Origin of the sequence: Mycobacterium gordonae, assembly GCF_001417955.2 — a bacterium.
GTDB lineage: Bacteria > Actinomycetota > Actinomycetes > Mycobacteriales > Mycobacteriaceae > Mycobacterium > Mycobacterium gordonae_B.
Genome location: NZ_LKTM01000046.1, coordinates 57,158 through 80,088, shown reverse-complemented (window position 1 = coordinate 80,088; position 22,931 = coordinate 57,158). Strand labels below are relative to the sequence as shown.

The 22,931-nt window shown below is 67.3% G+C and carries 21 protein-coding genes and 1 pseudogene; 16 read left to right on the top strand and 6 right to left on the bottom strand.

The annotated features are described in order from the left end of the window. Positions 1–2: 2 nt before the first annotated feature. Genes AO501_RS07140 through AO501_RS07090 form a run of 11 tightly spaced genes read left to right on the top strand, consistent with a single transcriptional unit; the run spans position 3 to position 11,871 of the window. The gene (locus AO501_RS07140; protein ID WP_055577064.1) at positions 3–1,331 is read left to right on the top strand and encodes an MCE family protein; all 1,329 of its coding nucleotides are present in this window, start codon (positions 3–5) and stop codon (positions 1,329–1,331) included. After that, complete coding sequence (locus AO501_RS07135) at positions 1,328–2,368, top strand: virulence factor Mce family protein (protein ID WP_055577063.1); 1,041 nt, start codon at positions 1,328–1,330, stop codon at positions 2,366–2,368. Before AO501_RS07140 ends, AO501_RS07135 begins: the two co-directional genes overlap by 4 nt. Then, complete coding sequence (locus AO501_RS07130) at positions 2,365–3,927, top strand: virulence factor Mce family protein (RefSeq protein ID WP_055577080.1); 1,563 nt, start codon at positions 2,365–2,367, stop codon at positions 3,925–3,927. Before AO501_RS07135 ends, AO501_RS07130 begins: the two co-directional genes overlap by 4 nt. Then, positions 3,924–5,531 (top strand): virulence factor Mce family protein, encoded by a 1,608-nt coding sequence (locus AO501_RS07125; RefSeq protein ID WP_055577062.1) that lies wholly within the window; start codon positions 3,924–3,926, stop codon positions 5,529–5,531. Before AO501_RS07130 ends, AO501_RS07125 begins: the two co-directional genes overlap by 4 nt. 5 nt (positions 5,532–5,536) lie before the next feature. Further along, positions 5,537–6,694, top strand: a complete 1,158-nt coding sequence (locus AO501_RS07120; protein ID WP_055577061.1) for a virulence factor Mce family protein — start codon at positions 5,537–5,539, stop codon at positions 6,692–6,694. Next, complete coding sequence (locus tag AO501_RS07115; RefSeq protein ID WP_055577060.1) at positions 6,688–8,244, top strand: virulence factor Mce family protein; 1,557 nt, start codon at positions 6,688–6,690, stop codon at positions 8,242–8,244. Before AO501_RS07120 ends, AO501_RS07115 begins: the two co-directional genes overlap by 7 nt. After that, positions 8,214–8,924: a hypothetical protein gene (locus tag AO501_RS07110; RefSeq protein WP_055577059.1), complete on the top strand. Its 711-nt coding sequence runs from the start codon at positions 8,214–8,216 to the stop codon at positions 8,922–8,924. The genes AO501_RS07115 and AO501_RS07110 overlap by 31 nt, the downstream gene beginning before the upstream one ends. Continuing rightward, positions 8,921–9,892 carry an RDD family protein gene (locus AO501_RS07105; RefSeq protein WP_055577058.1) on the top strand — a complete coding sequence of 324 codons (972 nt, stop codon included), beginning with the start codon at positions 8,921–8,923 and terminating at the stop codon, positions 9,890–9,892. The genes AO501_RS07110 and AO501_RS07105 overlap by 4 nt, the downstream gene beginning before the upstream one ends. After that, the gene (locus tag AO501_RS07100; protein ID WP_055577057.1) at positions 9,889–10,440 is read left to right on the top strand and encodes a mammalian cell entry protein; all 552 of its coding nucleotides are present in this window, start codon (positions 9,889–9,891) and stop codon (positions 10,438–10,440) included. The genes AO501_RS07105 and AO501_RS07100 overlap by 4 nt, the downstream gene beginning before the upstream one ends. After that, entirely contained in the window at positions 10,407–11,180 is a 774-nt protein-coding gene (locus tag AO501_RS07095; protein WP_055577056.1) for a hypothetical protein, read from the top strand. Before AO501_RS07100 ends, AO501_RS07095 begins: the two co-directional genes overlap by 34 nt. Before the next feature lie 10 nt (positions 11,181–11,190). Next, entirely contained in the window at positions 11,191–11,871 is a 681-nt protein-coding gene (locus AO501_RS07090; RefSeq protein WP_055577055.1) for a YoaK family protein, read from the top strand. Here the strand turns inward: AO501_RS07090 and AO501_RS07085 are convergent. The 5 genes and pseudogenes from AO501_RS07085 to AO501_RS07065 all read right to left on the bottom strand — a co-directional run bounded on the left by AO501_RS07085 (position 11,864) and on the right by AO501_RS07065 (position 17,787). Continuing rightward, the gene (locus AO501_RS07085) at positions 11,864–12,946 is read right to left on the bottom strand and encodes a phosphodiester glycosidase family protein (RefSeq protein ID WP_055577054.1); all 1,083 of its coding nucleotides are present in this window, start codon (positions 12,944–12,946) and stop codon (positions 11,864–11,866) included. The two genes, AO501_RS07090 and AO501_RS07085, sit on opposite strands and share 8 nt — an antisense overlap. 109 nt (positions 12,947–13,055) lie before the next feature. Continuing rightward, positions 13,056–14,510 (bottom strand): YhgE/Pip domain-containing protein, encoded by a 1,455-nt coding sequence (locus AO501_RS07080; protein ID WP_055577053.1) that lies wholly within the window; start codon positions 14,508–14,510, stop codon positions 13,056–13,058. A gap of 38 nt (positions 14,511–14,548) precedes the next feature. Continuing rightward, a complete protein-coding gene (locus AO501_RS07075) occupies positions 14,549–15,274 on the bottom strand; it encodes a pirin family protein (RefSeq protein ID WP_055577052.1) in 726 nt (241 codons plus the stop codon). A 4-nt stretch (positions 15,275–15,278) separates the two neighbouring features. Then, entirely contained in the window at positions 15,279–16,682 is a 1,404-nt protein-coding gene (locus AO501_RS07070; protein ID WP_055577051.1) for an alpha/beta hydrolase domain-containing protein, read from the bottom strand. Further along, positions 16,679–17,787, bottom strand: a pseudogene (locus AO501_RS07065) (sigma-70 family RNA polymerase sigma factor). The gene AO501_RS07070 and the pseudogene AO501_RS07065 overlap by 4 nt, the downstream one beginning before the upstream one ends. Here AO501_RS07065 and AO501_RS07060 point away from each other — a divergent pair. The 4 genes from AO501_RS07060 to AO501_RS07045 are packed head-to-tail and all read left to right on the top strand — an operon-like array spanning position 17,735 to position 21,957. Beyond that, positions 17,735–18,574, top strand: a complete 840-nt coding sequence (locus AO501_RS07060; RefSeq protein ID WP_055577049.1) for an alpha/beta hydrolase — start codon at positions 17,735–17,737, stop codon at positions 18,572–18,574. The pseudogene AO501_RS07065 and the gene AO501_RS07060 overlap by 53 nt on opposite strands. A gap of 43 nt (positions 18,575–18,617) precedes the next feature. Then, complete coding sequence (locus AO501_RS07055; protein ID WP_055577048.1) at positions 18,618–19,367, top strand: DUF2786 domain-containing protein; 750 nt, start codon at positions 18,618–18,620, stop codon at positions 19,365–19,367. Continuing rightward, entirely contained in the window at positions 19,364–19,858 is a 495-nt protein-coding gene (locus AO501_RS07050) for a TIGR04338 family metallohydrolase (RefSeq protein ID WP_055577047.1), read from the top strand. Before AO501_RS07055 ends, AO501_RS07050 begins: the two co-directional genes overlap by 4 nt. After that, entirely contained in the window at positions 19,855–21,957 is a 2,103-nt protein-coding gene (locus AO501_RS07045; protein ID WP_055577046.1) for a glycoside hydrolase family 3 protein, read from the top strand. The genes AO501_RS07050 and AO501_RS07045 overlap by 4 nt, the downstream gene beginning before the upstream one ends. Before the next feature lie 34 nt (positions 21,958–21,991). Here AO501_RS07045 and AO501_RS38905 read toward each other — a convergent pair whose 3' ends face one another. After that, positions 21,992–22,138, bottom strand: coding sequence for a metallothionein (locus AO501_RS38905; protein WP_082658441.1), 147 nt, complete (start codon positions 22,136–22,138; stop codon positions 21,992–21,994). Positions 22,139–22,260: 122 nt separating this feature from the next. Here AO501_RS38905 and AO501_RS07040 point away from each other — a divergent pair, with 122 nt between their 5' ends. After that, positions 22,261–22,917, top strand: a complete 657-nt coding sequence (locus AO501_RS07040) for an O-methyltransferase (protein WP_055577045.1) — start codon at positions 22,261–22,263, stop codon at positions 22,915–22,917. Positions 22,918–22,931: the final 14 nt, after the last annotated feature.

Here is a 22,931-nt window from a genome sequence, read left to right as displayed (position 1 = left end):
CCATGACGACTCCGGGGAAGGTCAACAAGGTAAAGAACCCGCCGTACAAGCTGATCGGCATCTCGGCCGTAGTTGTGCTGCTACTCGTGCTCACAGTCGTCTACATACAGTTTCGCGGTGACTTCACCGAGAAGGCGAAGCTGACGATGTACAGCGACCGGGCCGGGCTGGTGATGGATCCGGGCTCAAAGGTCACCTACAACGGGGTTCAGATCGGTCGGGTCGACACGATCCAGGAGATCAACCGCGACGGCAAGCCGGCCGCAAAATTTTCCCTGGATATCTATCCGGAATTTCTCGGCGCTAATGGGGTGGTCCCGGAGAACGTCGACGCGCAGATCAAGGCGACGACGGTGTTCGGCGGCAAGTACATATCGCTGACCACGCCCAAAGATGACAAAGGCGACATCATCTCGCGAGGTCATCTCCGGCCGAACGGCGTGATCAACGCCTCCGGCGTGACGACCGAAATCAACACCCTGTTCCAGACCCTGACCTCGATCTCGGAGAAAGTCGACCCGGTCAAGCTGAACCTGACGCTGAGTGCCGCCGCGCAGTCCCTGACCGGACTGGGCGACCGCTTCGGCCAGTCGATCGTCAACGGCAACGCCATCCTCGACGACGTCAACCCGCAGATGCCGCAGGCCCGCCGCGACATCCAGCAGCTCGCCGCCCTCGGCGACGTGTACGCGAACGCCGCGCCGGACCTGATCGACTTCCTGAACAATTCGGTGCCGACAGCCCGCAGTATCAACGCCCAGCAGAAGGACCTGGACCAGGCGCTGCTGGCGGCCGCCGGGTTCGGCAACACCGGCGCGGACATCTTCGAGCGCGGCGGGCCGTACCTGGCCCGCGGCGCCGCCGACCTGGTGCCCACCGCGCAGTTGCTCGACACCTACAGCCCGGAGCTGTACTGCACGCTGCACAACTACCACGACATCGAGCCCAAGGCCTACCAGTTCCTGGGTGGCAACGGCTATTCGCTGAACAGCCACTCCCAGATCCTGTCCGCCCTGGGCCTGATGCTTAACCCCGTATCGCTGGTTCCGCTACTGCTCTCGCAGGTCGGCGGGCTGGCTGCCGGAGTGATCGGTGGCGCGCCGAACCCCTACACCTACCCGGAGAACCTGCCGCGGGTGAACGCCCACGGTGGACCGGGCGGGGCACCGGGTTGCTGGCAGCAGATCACCCGGCAACTGTGGCCGGCGCCGGAACTGGTGATGGACACCGGCAACAGCCTTGCGCCTTATAACCACTTGGAGGTCGGGTCGCCCTTTGTGAACGAGTACGTCTGGGGCCGTCAGGTAGGGGATAACACGATCAACCCATGAAAATCACCGGAACTCTCGTCAAGCTCAGCGTCTTCGCTGTGGTGCTGCTGATGTTCAGCATCATGATCATCATCGTGTTCGGTCAGATCCGCTTCGACCGGACCAACTCCTACTCCGCCGAGTTCAGCAATGTCAGCGGGTTGCGCGCCGGCCAGTTCGTGCGCGCATCCGGAGTGGAGATCGGCAAGGTCAAGGACCTGCAACTGATCGACGGCGGCAAGCGGGTGCGGGTCAACTTCGACGTTGACCGCTCGATTCCGCTGTATCAGTCCACGACCGCGTCGATCCGCTACCTCGACCTGATCGGCAACCGCTACCTGGAGCTCAAGCGTGGCGAGGGCGACGGTCAGGACAAGGTCATGCAGCCGGGCGGATTCATCCCGATGGCGCGCACCACGCCCGCGCTCGACCTCGACGCGCTGATCGGCGGCTTCAAGCCGATCTTCCGGGCGCTGAACCCGGACAAGGTCAACACCATCGCCTCGGCGCTGATCACCGTGTTCCAGGGCCAGGGGGGCACGATCAACGACATCCTGCAGCAAACCGCGCAGGTCACCTCGCAGTTGGGCGAGCGGGACCAGGCGATCGGCGAGGTGGTCACGAACCTCAACAAGGTGCTGGACACCACCGTCCGTCACCGCAAGGACTTCGATCAGACCGTCAACAACCTGGAGGTGCTCATCACCGGGTTGAAGGACCACGGCGATTCCCTGGCCGGCGGAACGGCGAACATCAGTAACGCCGCCGGCACGGTGGCCGACCTGCTGAGCGAGGACCGGGCGCTGCTGCACAAGGCGATCAACTACCTCGACACCGTCCAGCAGCCGTTGATCGACCAGCGGGAGCAGCTCAGCGACTTCCTGCACAAGGTGCCCTCCGCGCTGAACTCGATCGGCCGCGCCATCGGCTCCTACGGCGACTTCGTGAACTTCTACTCCTGCGACATCAGCCTCCGGATCAACGGTCTGCAGGCTGGTGGGCCGGTTCGCACCGTCCGCCTCTTCCACCAGCCGACCGGGAGGTGCGCGCCGCAATGAGAACGCTGGAACCGCCCAACCGCCTCAAGATCGGACTCATGGGCATCCTGGTGACGCTGCTGGTCATCGGGGTGGGTCAGAGCTTCACCAGTGTCCCGATGTTGATGGCCAAGCCCAGCTACTTCGGGCAGTTCACCGACACCGGTGGCATCAACAAGGGTGACAAGGTCCGCATCGCGGGCATGGATGTCGGCAAGGTCGAGGCCATCAGCATCGACGGCGACCACATCCTGATGAAGTTCTCCATCGGCACCGAGAGCATCGGCACCGAGAGCCGGCTGAACATCCGCACCGACACGCTGCTGGGCAAGAAGGTGCTCGAGATCGAGGCCCGCGGAAACCAGCCGCTGCGGCCGAACGGCACCTTGCCGCTGGGCCAGAGCACCACGCCGTACCAGATCTACGACGCGTTCCTCGACGTCACCAAGGCGGCCACCGGCTGGGACATCGACACGGTCAAGAAGTCGCTGCACGTGCTGTCGGAGACGATCGACCAGACCTACCCGCAGCTGAGCCCCGCACTCGATGGCGTAGCGAAGTTCTCCGACACCATCGGCAAGCGCGACGAGGAGATCAAGCATCTGCTGGCCCAGGCCAACCAGGTGGCCAGCGTGCTGGGTGACCGCAGCCAGCAGGTGGACCGGTTGCTGGTCAACGCCAAGACGCTGTTGGCTGCCTTCAACGAGCGCGGCCGCGCCATCGACGCACTGCTGGGCAACGTCGCCGCCTTCTCGACGCAGGTCCAGGGCCTCATCAATGACAACCCCAACCTGAACCACGTGCTCGAGCAGCTGCGCACCGTCAGCGACCTGCTGGTCGAGCGCAAGGACGACCTGGCCAACGGCCTGTTGATGGTCGGCGGGTTCCTGCCGTCGCTCAACGAGTCGATCGCCTCCGGGCCGTTCTTCAAGGTGGTCATCCACAACCTGGTCCCCGGGCAGATCATTCAGCCTTTCATCGATGCCGCGTTCAAGAAGCGCGGTCTGAGCCCCGAGGACTTCTGGCGTAGCGCCGGGCTGCCGGCCTACCGGTTCCCGGACCCCAACGGCACCCGGTTCCCCAACGGCGCCCCGCCGCCGGGACCGCTGGTCCTGGAAGGCACCCCGGAGCACCCGGGTCCGGCCGTGCCCCCCGGCTCGCCGTGCTCGTACACCCCGGCCGCCGATGGCATCCCCAGCCCGGCCAACCCGTTGCCGTGTGCGGGTACCGCGATCGGTCCCTTCGGTGGTCCGGGTTTCCCGGCGCCGCTGGACGTTCAGGTGTCACCGCCCAACCCGAACGGGGTGCAGGACGTGCCGGGCATCCCGATCGCCGGACGGCCGGGTGAGCCGGCCCCGAACGCACCGGGTACGCCGGTTCCGCTGCCGCCCAACGCCCCACCGGGGGCTCGTACCGAGCCGCTGGGACCGGCGGGGCCGGTGGCACCACCATCGACATTCGCACCGGGGCTCCCCCCGGGTCCGCCGGCCCCGCCGGGGCCGGGGAACCAGTTACCGGCACCGTTCATCAACCCGGGTGGTTCGGGCGGTAGCGGCGCAGCGGGAGGTAGCCAGAATTGAGCACCATCTTTGACATCCGCAACATCCGGCTGCCGAGGATGTCCCGGGCCACGGTCATCATCGGGACGCTGATCGTGGTGCTGGCTCTCGTCGCCGCGTTCGTCGGCTGGCAGCTGTACAAGAAGCTGACGAACAACTACGTCACCGCGTATTTCTCGGCCGCCAACGCTCTCTACGCGGGAGACAAGGTCCAGATCATGGGCCTCAAGGTGGGCTTGATCGACAAGATCGAACCGGCCGGCGACAAGATGAAGGTCACCTTTCACTACGAGAACCAGTACAAGGTTCCGGCCAACGCCTCCGCGGTGATCCTCAACCCGACCCTGGTCGCATCGCGGGCCATCCAGCTCGAGCCGCCTTACAAGGGCGGCCCGGTGCTGGCCAACAACGCGGTCATCCCGATGGAGCGCACCCAGGTGCCGGTCGAGTGGGACGAGCTGCGTAACAGCATCACCAACATCATCTCGAAGCTCGGTCCTACCGAAGCGCAGCCGACCGGGCCGTTCGGTGAGGTGATCAACTCGTTCGCCAACGGCCTGGAGGGCAAGGGCAAGCAGCTCAACACCACGCTGGACAGCCTGTCGCGGGCGCTGACGGCGCTCAACGAAGGCCGCGGCGACTTCTTCGCAGTGGTCAAGAGCCTGGCGCTGTTCGTCAACGCGCTGCACCAGGACGACAAGCAGTTCGTCGCGCTCAACCAGAACCTCGCGGACGTCACGGGCCGGCTCGCCAGCTCGGACCAGGCGCTGGCCAGCGCGCTGCGGCAGCTCGACAGCCTGCTCACCACGGTCAGGCCGTTCCTGGACAAGAACCGCGAGGTGCTGACCCACGACGTCAACAATTTGGCGACGGTGACCAACACGTTGCTGCAGCCGGAGCCGTTGAACGGGCTGGAGACGGCGTTGCACGTGCTGCCGACGGCGGCCGCCAACGTCAACCAGATCTACCACCCGGCCCACGGATCGGTGGTCTACGTTCCGGAGATCACCAGCTTCGCCAACCCGATGCAGTTCATCTGCAGCTCGGTGCAGGCCGGCAGCCGGCTGGGATACCAGGAATCCGCTGAGCTGTGCGCTCAGTACCTGGCGCCGGTGCTCGACGCGATCAAGTTCAACTACTTCCCGTTCGGGTTGAACGCGTTCAACACCGCCGAAATCCTGCCCAAGCACGTCGCGTACTCCGAGCCGCGGCTGCAACCACCGCCCGGATACAAGGACACGACCGTGCCCGGCATCTGGGTGCCCGACACCCCGACGTCGCACAAGAACACCCAGCAGGGCTGGATCGTGGCGCCGGGCATGCAGGGTCAGCAGGTCGGTCCGATCACCGCGGGTCTGATGACCCCCGAGTCGCTGGCCGAACTGATGGGTGGACCCGACATTCAGCCGGTTCAGTCCACCCTGCAGACTCCGCCGGGACCGCCCAACGCGTACGACGAGTACCCGGTGCTGCCGCCCGTCGGCCTGCAGGCGCAGGTACCGGTGCCGCCGCCGCCGCCTGGACCCGGGGTGATCCCGGGACCGGTCGCTCCGGTGCCCGGTTACCCGGGTCCGGCCGCCGCGGTCGGCGCACCGCTGCCAGCTGAGGTAGGAGGGGGTCAGTGATAGGGATGCTGGGCAGGATCCGCCGCGGCACCTGGCAGGTGCTGGTGTTGCTGGTGGCCACCCTGATGCTGAGTTCCTGTGGCTGGAAAGGCATCTCGCAGGTCGCGATCCCTGGCGCACCCGGCAGTGGCAGCGACGCTTACACCGTCTACGCCCAGGTGCCGGACACGCTGGCGATCAACGGCAACAGCAAGGTGATGGTCGCCGACGTCGAGGTGGGCTCGATCCGCAAGATCGAGCTGAAGAACTGGATCGCCACCCTGACGCTGGGGCTGAAGAAGGACACCAAGCTCCCGAAGAACACCATCCTGAAGATCGGCCAGACCAGCTTGCTGGGGTCGCAGCACGTCGAGTTGCTGTCGCCGGAGAACCCGTCGAAGGAACTGCTGCGCAACGGCGACACCATCCCGCTGAAGAACTCGTCGGCCTATCCCAACATCGAGCAGACGCTGGCGGTCGTCTCGCTGATCCTGCGCGGTGGCGGCATCCCGAACCTGGAAGTGCTGCAGAACGAGATCTACGCGATCTTCCACGGGCGCGGCGACCAGATTCGCGGCTTCCTGAACCGGCTGGACACGTTCACCCGTCAGCTCAACGAGCAGCGCGATGACATCACCCACGCCATCGATTCGACGAACCGCCTGCTGAGCTACGTGGGTAACCGCAACGACGTGCTGGAACGGGTGCTCACCGACTTCCCGCCGCTGATCAAGCATTTCGCGGACACCAAGAACCTGCTGATCAACGCGGTGGACTCGGTGGGCCGGCTGAGCGGTGCCGCCGACCAGTACCTGTCGGAAGCGCGCGGCAACCTGCACACCGACCTCGAGTCGCTGCAGTGCCCGCTGCGGGAACTCGGCCGCGGCTCGCCGTACCTGATCGGCGCGCTGAAGCTGATCCTGACGCAGCCGTTCGACATCGACGCGGTGCCGAAGATCTTCCGCGGCGACTACCAGAACGTGTCGGCGACGCTCGACGTGACCTACAGCGCCATGGACAACGCGGTGCTGACGGGTACCGGGTTCTCCGGAGCCCTGCGGGCCTTGGAGCAGTCCTTCGGGCGCGACCCGGAGACGATGATCCCCGACGTTCGCTACACGTCGAACCCGAACGACGCACCGGGCGGGCCTTTGGTTGAAAGGGCGGAGCGAGGCCAATGCTGACACCCTTCATCAAGCGCCAGCTGTGGCTGTTCCTGACTCTGACAGTGGTCGCGCTGTCCGTGCTGGGCATCTACTACCTGCAGATTCCGACGCTGGTCGGGATCGGGCGCTACGAGCTGACCGCGAACCTGCCGGCCTCGGGCGGTCTGTACCCGACCGCCAACGTGACCTACCGCGGCATCACGATCGGCAAGGTCACCGAGGTGGAGCCGACCCCGTCGGGTGCGAAGGCGACGCTGAGCATCGACAGCCGCTACAAGATCCCGATCGATGCCACCGCGAACGTGCACTCGGTGTCGGCGGTCGGTGAGCAGTATCTGGACCTGGTCTCCACGGGTGACCCCGGAAAGTTCTTCGCCTCCGGCCAGACCATCACCAAGGGCACCGTGCCCAGCGAGATCGGCCCGGCGCTGGACACCGCCAACCGCGGCCTCGCGGTGTTGCCCAAGGAGAAGATCCCGAAGCTGCTCGACGAGACGGCGCTGGCGGTCGGTGGACTGGGACCGGCCCTGCAACGGCTGGTGGACGCGACGCAGGCGATCGTGGGCGACTTCCACACCCAGATCAACGACGTCAACGACATCATCCAGAACTCCGGACCGATCCTGCAGAGCCAGGTCGACTCCGGCAGCGCGATCGAGCGCTGGGCGCGCAACCTGAACACGCTGGCAGCTCAGAGCGCCCAGGAGGACCAGCACCTGCGCAGCGTGCTGACCCAGGCCGCTCCGACGGCGGACCAGGTGAATGAGGTGTTCACCGACGTCCGTGACTCGCTGCCGCAGACGTTGGCCAACCTCGAGGTCGTGTTCGACCTGCTCAAGCGATACCACAAGGGCCTCGAGCAGGTCCTGGTGTTCCTGCCGCAGGGCGCTTCGATCGCACAGACGGTGGCCGCGCCGTTCCCGAACATGGCGGCCCTGGACCTCGCGCTGGCGATCAACCAGCCGCCCCCCTGCCTGACCGGCTTCATTCCGGCCGAGCAGTGGCGGTCGTTCGCCGACACCAGCACGCAGCCGCTGCCGGTCGGGACGTACTGCAAGATCCCGATGGACACCCCGGCCAACAGCGTGCGTGGATCGCGCAACATCCCCTGTGTCGACGTGCCCGGCAAGCGGGCCGCGACGCCGCGCGAATGCCGCAGCACCAAGCCGTATGAGCCGGCTGGTACCAACCCCTGGTACGGCGACCCGAACCAGCTGCTGACCTGCCCGGCGCCCGCCGCGCGGTGTGACCAGCCGGTCAAGCCGGGGCTCGTCGTACCCGCGCCGTCGGTCAACAACGGGATGAACCCGGCGCCGGCCGACCGGCTCCCGCCGGGTGGCACGCCGCCGCCGATCAGCGACCCGCTGACACGTCCCGGCACCGGCGCGGTGCAGTGCAACGGACAACAGCCCAACCCCTGCGTCTACACTCCGGGCGGGCCCCCCTCTGCGGTCTACAGTCCGCAGAGTGGTGAGCTGGTGGGGCCCGACGGGGTCAAATACTCCGTCGCAAACTCGATGAAAACAGGAGACGACGGATGGAAGGAGATGCTGGCACCAGCCGGCTGAACCCCATCAACGAGGACGATTCGCAGGGCACGGATGTCCTGACCGAGGATTCGCAGGAATCCGAGGCCGGAGCCGACCCGACTGACGCCGAGGTTACGGACGAGGATTCCCAGGAATCCGAGGCCGGAGCCGACCCTTCCAACCTCGAGACCGCAGGTGAACCTGCCGTCGAACGGGGTAAATCCCGGGTTGGCCGGGCCTGGGTGGTCGGGATCGCGGCGGTCCTGCTGATCATGGCGGGCGCCATCGCGGGCGGCGGCTATTACGCCTTGAGGTCTCACCAGGACATCGCGGCGTTGCAGCGCAACGACGCTGCGGCACTGAGCGTGGCCAAGGATTGCGTCGCCGCGACGCAGGCGCCGGACATCAGCAGCATGGCGGCCAGCGAACAGAAGATCGTCGACTGCGGCACCGACCAGTACCGCACCCAGGCACTGCTCTACAGCAGCATGCTGGTGCAGGCGTACCAGGCTGCCAACGTGCACCTGAAGGTGTCCGACATGCGGGCGGCCGTCGAGCGCAACAATCCCGACGGCTCGGTCGACGTCCTCATCGCCCTGCGCATCAACGTCTCCAACGACCAGCAGCAGAACCAGGAGACCGGTTACCGCCTGCGGGTGCGGATGGCGCCGACCGAGGGGACCTACAAGATCTCCAAGCTCGACCAGGTGACGAAGTGACGGTGGTGGTCGAAAAGACCCGGACCGCCGCCCAGGACTTACCCGAGAAGGCCTTGGCGCCTTGGCATGTGCGCGTTGCGGCGTTTGCCGTCGACGTGCTGGCCGGACTGGCCGTGGCAACCACCATGGCGCTGGTTTCGTTCACGCTGCCGCCGTACCGCGCGTGGTGGTGGGTGTGCATGGTCGTGTGCGCCCTCGCTGTCCTGGCGGTGCTGGTCAACCGGCTGTTGCTGCCGACGGTGACCGGCTGGAGTCTGGGACGCGCACAGTTCGGCATCGCCGTCACTCGGCGCGACGGGAAAGAAATCAGCCCGTGGTGGCTGCTGTTACGCGACCTGGCACACCTGATCGACACCGCCGCGCTGTTGGTGGGCTGGTTCTGGCCGCTGTGGGATTCGCAGCGCCGCACCTTCGCCGACATGCTGCTGCGCACCGAGGTGCTGCGCGTCGTACCTCACGAGCGGGCCGAGAAGGTACGGCAGTGGACGGCGGTGGCGCTGGCTGTCGCGGCGCTGCTGTGTCTGGGCGGTGCCGGCGTGGGCTACGGGGTGGTCTACGCCCGGGCCCAGGCCACTGACCGGACCCGCGCGGAGATCTCGACGCAGGGTCCCAAGATCGTCGCCCAGATGCTGACGTACGACCCGAAGAACCTGAAGGACGATTTCGCCCGTGCCCTGAACCTGACCACCGACCGATATCGCCGTGAGCTGGCCGCCCAGCAGGAGGCGGTGCAGAAGGGCCAGCCCGTCATCAACGAGTACTGGGGTTCCACGAACTCGGTATTGGATGCCACCCCGGACACCGCGACGATGCTGCTGTTCCTGCAGGGCCGCCGCGGCGATGGGCCGGAAACCCGCTACATCACCGCCAGCGTCAGGGTGAAGTTCGTGAAGAGCGGCGACGGCCACTGGCTCGTCGACAACCTCACGGTGCTGGCCAAGCCGAAACCAGCGGGTGAAGGCAAATGAGTCCCCGGCGCAAGTTCGAACCCGGCGAGGAGCCGCTGCTCGTCCCGCAGTCCATCCCGCCGCGGCGGTGGGCGCTGCCGGTGGTGTCCTCGATCGCATCGGTGGTGATGGTGGCGGCGATCGCGTTGTCGACGTTCATGCTCGTCGACCATCAATCCCGCGACCATGTTGCGGAGCGGGAAACCCAGGCCGTCAACTACGTCAAGTGGTTCATGACGGGCTTCACCTCTATCGACCCGTTCCACGCCAACGAGTACATCGAACGGGTGATGGCCCAGGCGACGGGTGACTTCGCCAAGCAGTACACCGACAAGGCCAACGAAATCCTGTTCCAGGTCGCCCGCGCGGAACGGTCCACCGGGACGGTGCTGGAAGCCGGCGTGGAACGCTGGAACGACGACGGCAGCGTCACCGTGTTGGTGGCCACCGACGTCACCTCCAAGTCGCCGGACGGAAAACAGGTCTTCGAGAACACCAACCGTTGGTCGGCGACCGCTACGCAGGAAGGGAATCAGTGGAAGATCAGCAACCTGCAGCAGGTGATCTGACCGACGAGGCCCGGGACGAATCCGAGGCCGCGGACTCCCAGGCCGAAACCGTCGAGGCCGCCGCGCCGGTGACGGAAACCGATGCGGCTGAGGGTGATTCGCCGGAAGCGGACGGGGCGGACTCCGAGGCCGAGCCGGCCGACAGCGCCGAGCCGGGCGAGACCCAAGCCAAGCCGGTCAAGCCGGTCAAGCAGAAGAAGCAGAAGAAACAGCGGAAGCGTCGCCCCGGCCGGGTGGCCGCGGTGGTCATCGCCCTGGTGGCGGCGTTGTTCGTCGGGTCCTCGGCATTCGCGGCCGCGATGGTGCAGCCCTACCTGGCCGAGCGGGCCACCATCGAAGTCAAGGTCAAGGTGGCCCGGGCCGCGGCCAACGCGATCACCACGCTGTGGAGCTACACCCCGGAGAACATGGACACCCTCGCCGACCGCGCGGGCAGGTACCTCACCGGCGACTTCGGCGCGCAGTACCGCAAGTTCGTCGAGGAGAAGGTCGTCGGGCCCAACAAGCAACTGAAAATCACCAACTCCACCGAGGTCACCGGCGTGGCGGTCGAATCACTCGAAGGCCCGAACGCGACCGTGATCGTCTACACCAACACCACCGCGACCACCCCGCTGAAGAAGAACATCCCGTCGCTGCAGTACCTGTCCTATCGGATGTCGATGAAACGCGAGGGCGATCGCTGGCTGGTCACGCGGATGACCACCATCACCTCGCTGGATGTGACGCCGCAGCTGTAGCGCGCCCGCCATGGCCGTCATCTCTCCGGTCTCCGAACGTTCGACCGTCACGGCGTTGCTGTTGCTGACGTTCGCGACGGGCCTGGCCGACGCCATCGCGGTCCTGAAGCTCGGACATGTGTTCGTCGCCAACATGACGGGCAACGTCATTTTCTTCGGCTTCTGGTTCGCGCCGCGATCCACCGTCGACCTGACCGCCGTCGTCGTCGCCTTCCCGACCTTCGTCGCCGGCACGATCCTGGGCGGCCGCCTGATGCGCCACTTCGGGGTCCGGGTCCGGCCCTGGATCACCTTGTCGTTGGGCATCGAGGTGGTGCTGCTGACCGTCCTCTCGATCCTGGCCGGCGCGGGTGTCTGCCGCTACAACGACAACACCAAGCTGCTGCTGATCGGCGGCATGGCCATCGTCTTCGGCCTGCAGCACTCCAGCGCACGCCAGTTCGGCATCCAGGAACTCACCACCACGGTGCTGACGTCGACGATCGTCGGACTCGGTTTCGACAGCCGCCTGGCCGGCGGCACCGCCGATCGCGAAAAGCTGCGCTACGGCGTGGTTTTGACGATGGGCATCGGGGCGACGGTGGGGGCGACGATCACCCGGGTGGCGGTGGCGCCGGTGCTCTGCCTGGCGGCCGCCGTGATCGCCGTCAGCCTGCTGATCTTCCGGTTCGGGCCCGAGCCCACTAGTTGAAGGCGAGCCAGCTGGGCAGCGCCCGCTCGTGGGAGTCGCAGAGCACCTGCCGGGTGTCGCACGAGCCCTTCGGCGATCCCGCCCCGGCCCACATGCCCCCGGTGTCGCGGCGCAACACGATCGCCGACGAGCCGCCGCCGTCGAGCAGGATCGCGGTGTCGCTGCCCAGGCCGCGGAAGAGGTCCTGAATGTTGTCCGGGGTGTAGCTGCCGCCCTCGAAGATGTACATCTCGTCTTTCTGCTTCGAGTAGGCCAGGGCGGTGCGTGCCGCGCTGGGACCGCCGTCGTGCAACTGCGCGGTGTTGCCGGGCGACAGGAGCCCGATGCCGGCCACCGCCACGAATTTCGCGTTCTTGTTCAGCAGGTCGGCGATCACCGGCGTGGCCAGGTCATAGTCCTCTCTACCCTTGGGCCGCAGCACATATGGCGCACCACCGGCCGGCAGGATCATCGTCGTCAACGACGTCCAGGATTCGTCGCCCCCGGACAGGCCCTGCTTGCCGGGGTAGGCGACGGTGCCGGTGACGGCCTGGTTGGCGCGGCCCTGGCCCCGGGTGTTGTCCACGAAGGCGCCCAGCGGTGAGCTGCACCCGGTGTCGCGCCACGAACCGGCCTTCTGGCCGCGGACGTCGAAGAAGTTGGCGTTGATCGCGATGGTCGGCTGGCCCATGCGCTGCCACGCCTGCAGCGGGGCGTAGACCTCGGACGCCTGCATCAGGCCCTCACTGGTGCGCGCACCGGCATTGTTCTCGCAGCGCGCCTGGTCACCCTGGTGGCTGTCCACCAGCAGGTGCGGCTGCAGTCGGCTCGACGCCTGTTTGATGATCATCAGGTGGCCGCCGTTGTTCATTTCGTAGGCGTGGCCGGCGCCGTCCAACAGCGGCATGGAGTGTCCACCGCCGAAGTTGTAGACCAGATACGAGCCCTTGGTGTTGGCGATCGCCTGCTCCAGCAGTTCACGCGCATCGGCGGCGCGCGCTACCGGCTGGCCCGTGGTGCTCGCCAGTGCGACGCATGACGCCAGCGCGGCACAGCTTGCCGTGAGTCTGCGCAGGACGGCAGCTGGCGTCGGCACGAGAAGCCCTTTCGGCCAATATCCGGGGAAGCAACTCTCCCAGGATCAGCCACATCCGTCACACTGTCAACTTTAGTAACAGTGGGATGACGGTCCGGGCGCATTCGAATTACGTTTGCCCGCTTGCACTTTCAGAGGCAGGCTCGGGCTTCGGTGCCAGCTCGGGCTCCTCGTCCTGGGGTGCCGGCTCGGTTGACGCCTCGGGTTCGACTGCCGTCTCGCTGACGGCTTCGCGTGCCTTCTCGCGTTGGTGGTGGGCCTGGTGCTCGGCGGCGATGGCATGTTCGATCGCGCCGGGAATCCGGTGGAAGCCCTTGCGGTCGTACATGCGGGTGATGATGCCGCCGAGCAACAGCCCGATCAGCAGGCCGATACCGGTCATGATCAACGCCTGGCGCAATCCGGCATCCCCATGCCCGTTGAGATAGAGCAGTGAGCGCACTCCGAGGAAAACCTGGTGCATGGGCTCGAACTCGGCCAGCCAACGGAAGAAGGGCGGTACCGCCTCCAGCGGCACCGTCGCGCCGGCCGACGGCAAGCCGAGGATCACGAATACCAGCATGCTGAACAGCAGACCCATCGAGCCGAGGATCGCGATCAGCGAACTCGAGGTGATGCCCACCGCGCTGATCGCGAAGACCCCGAAGGCCCACAGCTGCCATCCCAGTGTGATGGGCATCCCCAACCCGTGGGCTATGGCCATGTACACACCCGACGTCGCCAGCGCCAGGATCACCATCAGCCCCCACTTGACCAACAGCGTGCGGAATCGCGAGATGTTGACCTGCTCGGCGAAGCGGTAGACCGGGCCGAATTCGGCTGGCACATAACCCAGCATCGAGTCGACCAGAGTGCTCACCACGATGCTGCCGGTGAAGCCCGCCAGCAACAACAACAGCGCATAGTAGAAGGCCGACAACCCATTTCCGGTGCCGTTGGGCAGCGGGTTGTACACCGTCGACTTGATGTCGATCGGACTGTTCAGGGCCAGCACCGAAGCGCCGGCCAGTGGCGCACCGCCGGTCTGCGCCGCCACATCGGCCGAAAGTCGTTCGCCGACTTTGCTGTTCGCGATCGAGGCGGCCTGGTTCAGGGTTTGACCGGCGATGCTGGAGCCCAATGTGCCCGCCCGCGGGTTGGTGGAGATCGTGATGGTCGGCCGTTCGGCACGGTTGGCGCTCACCGCGCTTTCCCCGAGGTCGCGCAGCTTTGACGAGAACCCCGGCGGAATCACCATCTCGCCGTAGAGTTGCGCCCGGTCCAGCAGTTGCTTGGCCTCGGCTGCGGAGACCACCCGGACGTCGAACTTCTCCTTGTCCAGGCCGGCCACCACGCCGTCGGTGATCTGCTTGCCGTAGGGTCCGGCGTCCTGGTTGACCACCGCGATCGGGAATTGGCGAAGGTTGGTGGTCGGATTCAGAATGCCGCCCAGGTACAGCGCCGAGAGCGCCGACATGAGGGCAAGCGTGATCAGGATCGGCGCCAGCCAGAACCGCACCTTACGAAGTTGCCGGGTGTTCCGGTTCGGCTTGGGTGCTGCGTGGCGGGGCTGCTTCTGAGACATGGGAGCTCCTGTCTGTCGAGCCCACTCTAATGTGTCGGTCAGCCGCCCAGCTTCGCGTGCATCTCCCAGACCAGCACTTCGGAAGGCTGCCGCGCGGTGAGCCGACGGCCGTCCGCGTCGGTGCAACGGGCCGCGTCTCCCAGGGTCAGCTCACCGCCCTCCTCGATGGTGAGGTGGCCGCGCGCCGCGAATACGTGCAGGTAGGGCGCCGGCGGCAGCGAAATGGAGCCGCCCGCGGGCAGCCGTGTGACATGCAGCGCCGCGGCGTGGTTGTGCAGGGTGAGGGCGCCGTCACGTCCCGGAATGCCGGACGCGACAGTGACCCAGCCGACGTTGTCCAGCTGATTGCCGATTTCGTCCTGTTGGTAGCTCGGTGTGATGCCGGTCTCGTCCGGAACAACCCACATCTGCACGAAATGCACTGGCCGAGTGGGCGAACCGTTCTTCTCCGAATGCAGGATCCCGCTGCCGGCCGACATGCGCTGGGCCAGTCCGGGGTAGATCACTCCCTGGTTTCCGGTGGAATCCTGATGTGCCAGTTCACCTTCCAATACCCACGTCACGATCTCCATGTCGCGGTGCGGGTGGGTGTCGAAACCCGTTCGCGGCGCGACGATGTCGTCGTTGTTCACCAGCAGCAAGCCGAAATGTGTGTTGTCCGGCTCGTAATGGTCTCCGAAGGAGAAGGAGTGCCGGGACTGCAACCACGGAGTGGTCGTGCTGCCGCGATCGGCGGCTCGCCGGATATCCACGGTGGCAGGCACGGCGTCAGGTCCGCGGGTAGGTGGCGCCGGCCAGCTGCAGGATCTCCTCGCGGTCGGCCGCCAGGATGAACCCGGATCCGATCGCGGCGTCGAGCGCCGCGGCGAACTTGCGCAGGTACTCGTCCTGGCCTCCCGGGTAGAGGCGCCGCACGGTGGCGTCGTCGAAGGGCTCGCCGGTGCCGAAGATCGACGCCATGATGCTCTCCTCGGCCGCGATGCCGGAGGTGCGGGCGACCGGCACATCCACCCACGGGGTGCGCACTCCGCCGGCGGCTATGCCGTGGGCATCCAGCACCGGCTGCGGATGCGGGGCTTCGCGGACCCGCAGCGGCGGGCCACTGGGCGGCGCCGTTCCGGTGCGGACCCAGGAGGTGAGCGCCGACAACGCCGCCTGCACGACGTAGTGGTGTTGCGGCCCGAAGTTGATGTAATGGTCGAGCTGCTGCCCCATCAGGTTGTCGGTGGGGGTGTAGGCGGCCGCCAAGTCCTCGATGGGCGCGCTGCCGGAGTCGATGGGCGCTACCTGGATCGTGTAATTGTCGGCGTGCGCCGCGCCGGCGATCTCCCACACCCGCAGTAGGTCGTTGTCGGGCTGGCGGGCGGCGTAGTAGCCCTGTCGCCCCGCGCCGTACAGGTCGGTTTCGGTGATGATGGTCATGAGCGGCACCCGTAGGTCGGGGCGGAACTTCACCGCTTGCGAACTGCTGGACTGCAATTCGTCGAAAATGGATCCGTCGTGCAGTGGTGCGGCCGGACCGAACCGGGAATGCACCAGGAACCCGTCGTAGCTTCGCGCGAGCGGGTCGACAGCGTTGATGTAGCTGGTGAGGAACATCGCCGATTGCGATTCGCCCACGGCGACAACATGTTCGGGGCTCAGATCGCCGAGGATGCCACCGGTTTCCCGGACCAGGCCGCCGATGTGCGAGAACATGTCGTAGGCGAACACGTCACCCGGATGGCTGAGGTCGGCATAGCGTTTGGGGTTCTGGCTCTTGAGCGACATGTCCATTCCGAGCAGGCTCACCCCGCCGTCCACGCCGACCTTCTGGGCCGAGACCATCACGTAGGCGTAGCCCGCCCGGATCACCTCCCGGTGGGCCATCATCCACACCGCCGGTGCGTCGATGCCCCCGCTGACATTGAGCCACTCGACCAGCGCCGTGCCGTTGAAATCTGCGGGATCGCTGGGGGTGAGGGCTACCACCCGGGTGGTGTAATCGGCTGTGTCCGAGGCGGTTACGCACCACCGGCCGTCCGGGCCCGGCGGCTGCTCCGGGGTGTAGGACGCGGCGCTGCCGGATACGAAGAATTCCTGCGCACGGTAGCCCACGCCGCCGATGTCGAACGCGCCCAACAGGATCGAGGGCCGGCCCGGCACCGGCGTGACGGTGGTCGGAGCAGTCACAGCGCGTCCGGCAGGCCGAATCTGGCGAACAGCGACCCGTCGAGGAACGCGACCACGTGGGACACCCCGTCCGGCCGGACGTCAAGGACGTGCAACTGGAACGGCACGTGCCGGTCGCCCGCGCGCATGTACATGGCCGCACCGGGCTGGCCGTTGGCCGTGATCGGGATCATCCGCATGTCGCCGGGATGCTCGGCCGGGCACTGCGAATGGATGAGGGTGATGATGTCCGGCGCGCCCTGGTACCAGCCGGTGAAGGGCGGCATCTCCCAGATCGCTTCCGCGGTGAACAGATCCACCAACCGGTCGATGTCGTAGGTCTCGAACGCGTCGATGTAGCGGGCCAGCAGATCCTGCGTTTCGGCGGAGTCCGGCGCGGCCAGCCGGTCATCGGCGCTGGGGGCGACGGCGTCCAGCTGGGTCCGGGCGCGCTGCAGCAGGCTGTTCACCGCGACGGTGGTGGTGCCGATCGCCTCGGCGACCTCGGCCGCCTTCCACTGCAACACGTCGCGCAGCAGCAGCACCGCCCGCTGTCGCGGCGACAGGTGCTGCAGCGCGGCGATGAACGCCAGCCGCACCGATTCCCGCGACTCGGCGATCACCGCCGGGTCGGCGGGATCCTGGGCGTCGGGCAGTGGTTCCAGCCAGGGCACTTCGGCTCGCTCGATCAGCTCGGCCGTCGGGTCCGAGCGGGTGTTGCCCAACCCCGTCGGCAGCGGCCGGCGGCCGCGGCCCTCTAAGGCGGTGAGGCAGGTGTTGGTGGCGATCCGGTGCAGCCAGGTGCGGACCGAGGACTTGCCCTCGAACCGGTCATAGGACTTCCAGGCCCGCAGCAGGGTCTCCTGCACCAGGTCCTCGGCGTCGTGCAGCGACCCGGTCATCCGGTAACAGTGGGCGAGCAGTTCACGCCGGTACGGTTCGGCGTGGGCGGAGAAGTCTCCGCCGGCATTGGGCGGCGAATTTTCGGTGAGCACACTCACGGGTTCGAGACTACGCAGAGAGTGCGACAACACGCCGCGAGGAGTGGCCGTGCAGGACGTAAGCTGCCCGTGATGACTACCACGCGCACTGAACGGAATTTCGATGGCGTCGGTGGCGTACCGATCGTCTATGACGTGTGGACCCCGGACGTCCCGCCGCGTGCGGTGGTCATTCTCGCCCACGGTTTCGGTGAGCACGCGCGTCGCTACGACCACGTGACGCAGCGGCTGGGCCAGGCCGGGCTCATCACCTATGCACTCGATCACCGCGGGCACGGCCGCTCGGGCGGCAAGCGGGTCATGGTGCGCGACGTCTCGGAGTTCACCGGTGACTTCGACACGTTGGTCGGCGTCGCCACCCGGGAGAACCCCGGCCTCACCCGGATCGTGCTCGGCCACAGCATGGGCGGGGCGATCGTGTTCGCCTACGGGGTGGAGCGCCCGGACAACTACGACCTGATGGTGTTGTCCGCGCCGGCCGTCGCGGCGCAGGACATGGTGCCGCGGGTGGTGGCGCTGGCCGCCAAGGTGTTGGGTGTCCTGACGCCGGGCCTGCCGGTGGAGGCGCTGGACTTCAACGCGATATCGCGCGACCCGGAGGTGGTCCACGCCTACAACACCGACCCGCTGGTGTACCACGGCAAGGTGCCGGCCGGACTGGGCCGGGCGCTGCTGCAGGTGGGCGAGACCATGCCGCAGCGGGCCCCGGCGTTGACGACGCCGCTGCTGGTGGTGCACGGCACCGGTGACTCGCTGGTGCCGATCGAGGGCAGCCGCCGGCTGGTGGACTGTGTGGGCTCCGCCGACGTGGAGTTGAAGGAATACGCGGGCCTGTTCCACGAGGTCTTCAACGAGCCCGAGCAGAATCAGGTGCTCGACGACGTGGTGTCCTGGCTCAATCTGCGCCTGTGAATGGCCGGGCGGGATTGTCGTGTCGCTGCGCTAGTTTGGCCGCATGACCGACGACAAGATGCTGTCCCGTATTGCGGCACTGCTGCGTCAGGCGGAGGGCACCGACAACCCGCATGAGGCCGAGGCCTTCATGACGGCCGCGCAGCGGCTGGCGACGGCCTCGTCCATCGATCTCGCGGTGGCGCGCTCGCACTCCGCCAACCGCTCGGCGGCCCAGGCCCCCACCCAGCGCACCATTACGATCGGCGCCGCGGGCACCCGCGGACTCCGCACGTATGTGCAGCTTTTCGTGCTGATCGCGGCGGCGAACGACGTGCGCTGCGACATCGCCTCGAATTCGACGTTCCTGTATGCCTACGGGTTCGCCGAGGACATCGACGCCACGCACGCCCTCTACGCCAGCCTGGTGGTGCAGATGGTCCGGGCCTCGGATGCCTATCTCGCGACTGGCGAGCACCGGCCGACTCCCACCATCACCGCCCGGCTCAACTTCCAGCTGGCCTTCGGCGCCCGCGTCGGCCAGCGGCTGGCGGAGGCCCGCGAGCAGGCCAGGCAGGAAGTCACCAAGGACCGCCGGCGTGCCCCTGGAACCGCTATCGCATTGCGGGACAAAGAAGTCGAGCTCCGCGACCACTATCGCGAGGCGTCCAAGGCGCGCGGTACCTGGCAGGCCAACCGGGCCTCGGCCGGGTATTCGTCGGCGGCGCGACGCGCGGGCGACCGGGCCGGGCGGCGGGCACGCCTGGGGAGCAGTCCCGAGTTGCCGGGGGCGCGGACCGCGCTGGGCCGTTGAGCCGCGATTCTCAGCGCGCCAAGGTCTATGCGGCTGAGGAATTCGTGCGGGTCATGTTCGACCGGGTCGCGCAACACGGGTCGCCCAGCGTCGACTTCTTCGGCACCCAGTTGACGCTGCCGCCGGAGGGACGGTTCGCCTCGATGGCCTCGGTGCAGCGCTACGTCGACGAGGTGCTCGCGCTGCCCGGGGTGCGCCGGCAGTGGCCGGACGTGCCGGGACTTCGGGTGCGGCCGCGGCGCGGAGCCACCTCTGCCCACTACGAGAACCGTGACGGGGCAGGCACTATCGCGGTTCCCGACCGCGACACCGCGGACTGGGCGATGCGGGAGCTCGTCATACTGCATGAGGTGGCGCACCACCTGTGCCGGGTGCCACCGCCACACGGGCCGGACTTCGTGGCGACCATGTGCACGCTGACGGAGCTGGTGATGGGTCCCGAACTCGGCCATGTGCTGCGGGTCGTCTATGCGAAAGAGGGTGTGCGATGAGCTCTCCCACGGATGATCCGGACGCGCGTGCCCGTGAGGTCGAGGAGCAGCTGACCGACGACGAGCGCTTCTCGCTACTGGTCGGTGTTATGGGCGCCGGAGACATGTGGCCGCTGCACGACGAGCGGATTCCGCCGGACGTCCCGATGAGTGCGGGCTATGTGCCGGGGATCGCCCGGCTGGGGATACCGGCGCTGCGGATGAGTGACGCCGGCCTGGGCGTGACCAATCCCGGTTTCCGCGCGGGCGACACCGCAACGGCGCTGCCCGCGGGGCTGGCGCTGGCCGCCAGTTTCAATCCCGGGCTGGCCCGCGCCGCGGGTTCGGTGATCGGTGTCGAGGCACGCAGTCGCGGCTTCAACGTGCAGTTGGCGGGCGCGATGAACCTGTGCCGTGATCCCCGCAACGGCCGCAATTTCGAGTACTTCTCCGAAGACCCGCTGCTGAGCGCCGCCACGGCCGCCGAGCAGATCATCGGAATCCAGCGGCACGGCGTCATCTGCACCGCCAAGCACTTCTCGCTGAACTGCAACGAGACCAACCGGCACTGGCTGGACGCCGTGATCGATCCCGACGCTCACCGCGAGTCCGATCTGCTGGCCTTCGAGATCGCCATTGAGCGGGGCCGGCCCGGGGCGGTGATGGCGGCCTACAACAAGGTCAACGGCGACTACGCCGCTGCCAACGGCGTCCTGCTCAACGACGTGCTCAAAGGTGCCTGGGGATACCCCGGGTGGGTGATGTCCGACTGGGGCGGCACGCCGAGTTGGGAGTGTGCGCTGGGCGGCCTCGACCAGGAATGCGGCGCCCAGATCGACGCCCTGCTGTGGCAGGCCGAGACGTTCGGCGCCCCGCTACGGGCCGCCTTCGCCGACGGTCGGCTCACCGGGCAGCGGCTGTCGGACATGGTCCGGCGGATCCTGCGGTCGATGTTCGCGGTCGGGATCGACCAGTGGGGACCCGCACCGGAACCGGATATCAACGCGCACAACGAGATAGCCCTGAATATCGCGCGACAGGGAATCGTGCTGCTGCAGAACCGGGGCGCGCTGCCCCTGGAGGCCGGGCGGGCCGGCCACATCGCCGTCATCGGCGGCTACTCCCACCGCGGAGTTGCGGCCGGGTTCGGTTCGAGCGCGGTCGTCCCGCCGGGCGGCTACGCCGACGTGATCCCGATCGGTGGCTCCGGTCTGGAAGCGGGCATGCGCAATCTGTACCTGCAGCCGTCCAGCCCGCTCGAGGAACTCAGGAAGCTGCTGCCGCAGGCCCACATAGAATTCGATCCCGGTATCAGCCCGGCCGAGGCGGTGCCGGTGGCGCGCCGGGCCGACGTCGCGATCGTCTTCGCGACCCGGGCCGAGGGCGAGGGGTTCGACGCCGCCGACCTGTCGCTGCCGTGGGGCCAGGACGCTCTGATCGCCGCGGTCGCCGCGGCCAACCCGAACACCGTTGTGGTGCTTCAGACCGGCAACCCGGTGGCGATGCCCTGGCGTGATTCGGTGAGCGCGATCGTCGCGGCCTGGTACCCGGGCCAACAGGGGGGCCGGGCGATCGCGGAAATCCTTACCGGGCAAGTCAATCCGTCAGGACGGCTACCGATCACCTTCCCGGTGGACATCGGTCAGACGCCCCGTCCGCAGCTGGGCTCGCCGACGACGATCGATTATTCAGAGGGCGCCGAAGTCGGGTACCGCTGGTTCGCCCGCACGGGCCAGGCCCCGCTGTTCGCGTTCGGACACGGGTTGTCCTACACCAGCTTTGAACACCGCGACCTCGAGGTGACCGGCGGTGACACGGTGCGAGTCGCCGTCACCGTCATCAACACCGGTGACCGCCGCGGGGCGGACGTCCCGCAGGTGTATCTGGCCGGCGCACCGGGCGAAGGCCGGTTGAGGCTGTTGGGATACGAGAGGGTCGACCTCGAACCCGGGCACTCTCGCCGGGTGAGCATCGAGGCGGATCCGCGCCTGCTGGCGCGCTTCGCCGACGGAAGCTGGCACATCACCCCCGGGCGGCACACCGTGGCCGTCGGTGCGTCGGCGATCGCGCTGACGCTGGCGGCCGAGGTCGAGCTGGCCGGCCGTACGTTCGGGCGCTGAGCGGCGCGTCCGGACGCACGACCGACCGGCGAACCTACTGGACGGGGACCAGGGCCTCGCCGCAGGTGCAGCGGTACGGCTCGGTGGCGCCGGAGCAGTGGCACGGGACCTCGACGCGCACGCGACAGCCACAACCCTCGTGGCCACAAGTCAATTCGGTTCCAGCTTCGTGAGTTGCCATAGGATTCCACCTTCATCTGAGTCGGACTTGCTTCCGCCACCCAGCATATACCCCTTGGGGGTACGGGTAAACAGTCGAGTGGTGACCCGGCGCGTCGGCCGGGCCAGGAGTTAGCGTTGGTTATGCCTGCAGAAGCGAACCCGCAAGCCGTCGACGCTTTCCTGGACAGCACGCTGATCGGCCCGGACCCGGCACTGTCCGCCGCGGTCGCGGCAAGTGACGCGGCCGGCCTGCCGCGGATCGCGGTGTCGGCGCAGCAGGGCAAGTTTCTGTGCCTGCTGGCGTCGGCGATGCAGGCGCGCCGCATTCTCGAACTCGGCACGCTGGGCGGCTACAGCACCATCTGGCTCGCGCGCGGTGCAGGGCCGGAGGGGCGGGTGGTGACGTTGGAGTTCGATCCGCGGCGTGCCGAGCTCGCTCGGGCCAACCTGGAACGGGCGGGTCTGGGCGACCGGGTCGAGGTGGTGGTGGGCGCGGCACTGGACACCTTGCCGACGGTGACCGGCGGCCCGTTCGACCTGGTATTCATCGACGCCGACAAGGAGAACAACGCCGCCTATTTGGAGTGGGCGATCAAGCTGGGCCGTCCCGGCACGGCGGTCGTGGTCGACAACGTCATTCGCGGCGGCAAGGTGCTGACCGAGGCCGACGATGTCAGGGTCGCCGCGACGCGGGGCACCCTGCAGCTGATGGGTGAGCACCCGCGCCTGGACACCGCCGTGCTGCAGACGGTCGGCGTCAAGGGCTGGGACGGATTCGCGATGGCCGTGGTGCGCTGAGTCGACTTTCGAGG

Excerpts from the sequence above, each read along its gene's own strand:
- AO501_RS07140 (WP_055577064.1), top strand. The coding sequence starts at position 3 with ATGACGACTCCGGGGAAGGTCAACAAGGTAAAGAACCCGCCGTACAAG.
- AO501_RS07135 (WP_055577063.1), top strand. The coding sequence starts at position 1,328 with ATGAAAATCACCGGAACTCTCGTCAAGCTCAGCGTCTTCGCTGTGGTG.
- AO501_RS07130 (WP_055577080.1), top strand. The coding sequence starts at position 2,365 with ATGAGAACGCTGGAACCGCCCAACCGCCTCAAGATCGGACTCATGGGC.
- AO501_RS07120 (WP_055577061.1), top strand. The coding sequence starts at position 5,537 with ATGCTGGGCAGGATCCGCCGCGGCACCTGGCAGGTGCTGGTGTTGCTG.
- AO501_RS07115 (WP_055577060.1), top strand. The coding sequence starts at position 6,688 with ATGCTGACACCCTTCATCAAGCGCCAGCTGTGGCTGTTCCTGACTCTG.
- AO501_RS07110 (WP_055577059.1), top strand. The coding sequence starts at position 8,214 with ATGGAAGGAGATGCTGGCACCAGCCGGCTGAACCCCATCAACGAGGAC.
- AO501_RS07100 (WP_055577057.1), top strand. The coding sequence starts at position 9,889 with ATGAGTCCCCGGCGCAAGTTCGAACCCGGCGAGGAGCCGCTGCTCGTC.
- AO501_RS07090 (WP_055577055.1), top strand. The coding sequence starts at position 11,191 with ATGGCCGTCATCTCTCCGGTCTCCGAACGTTCGACCGTCACGGCGTTG.
- AO501_RS07080 (WP_055577053.1), bottom strand. The coding sequence starts at position 14,510 with ATGTCTCAGAAGCAGCCCCGCCACGCAGCACCCAAGCCGAACCGGAAC.
- AO501_RS07060 (WP_055577049.1), top strand. The coding sequence starts at position 17,735 with ATGACTACCACGCGCACTGAACGGAATTTCGATGGCGTCGGTGGCGTA.
- AO501_RS07055 (WP_055577048.1), top strand. The coding sequence starts at position 18,618 with ATGACCGACGACAAGATGCTGTCCCGTATTGCGGCACTGCTGCGTCAG.
- AO501_RS07045 (WP_055577046.1), top strand. The coding sequence starts at position 19,855 with ATGAGCTCTCCCACGGATGATCCGGACGCGCGTGCCCGTGAGGTCGAG.
- AO501_RS38905 (WP_082658441.1), bottom strand. The coding sequence starts at position 22,138 with ATGGCAACTCACGAAGCTGGAACCGAATTGACTTGTGGCCACGAGGGT.
- AO501_RS07040 (WP_055577045.1), top strand. The coding sequence starts at position 22,261 with ATGCCTGCAGAAGCGAACCCGCAAGCCGTCGACGCTTTCCTGGACAGC.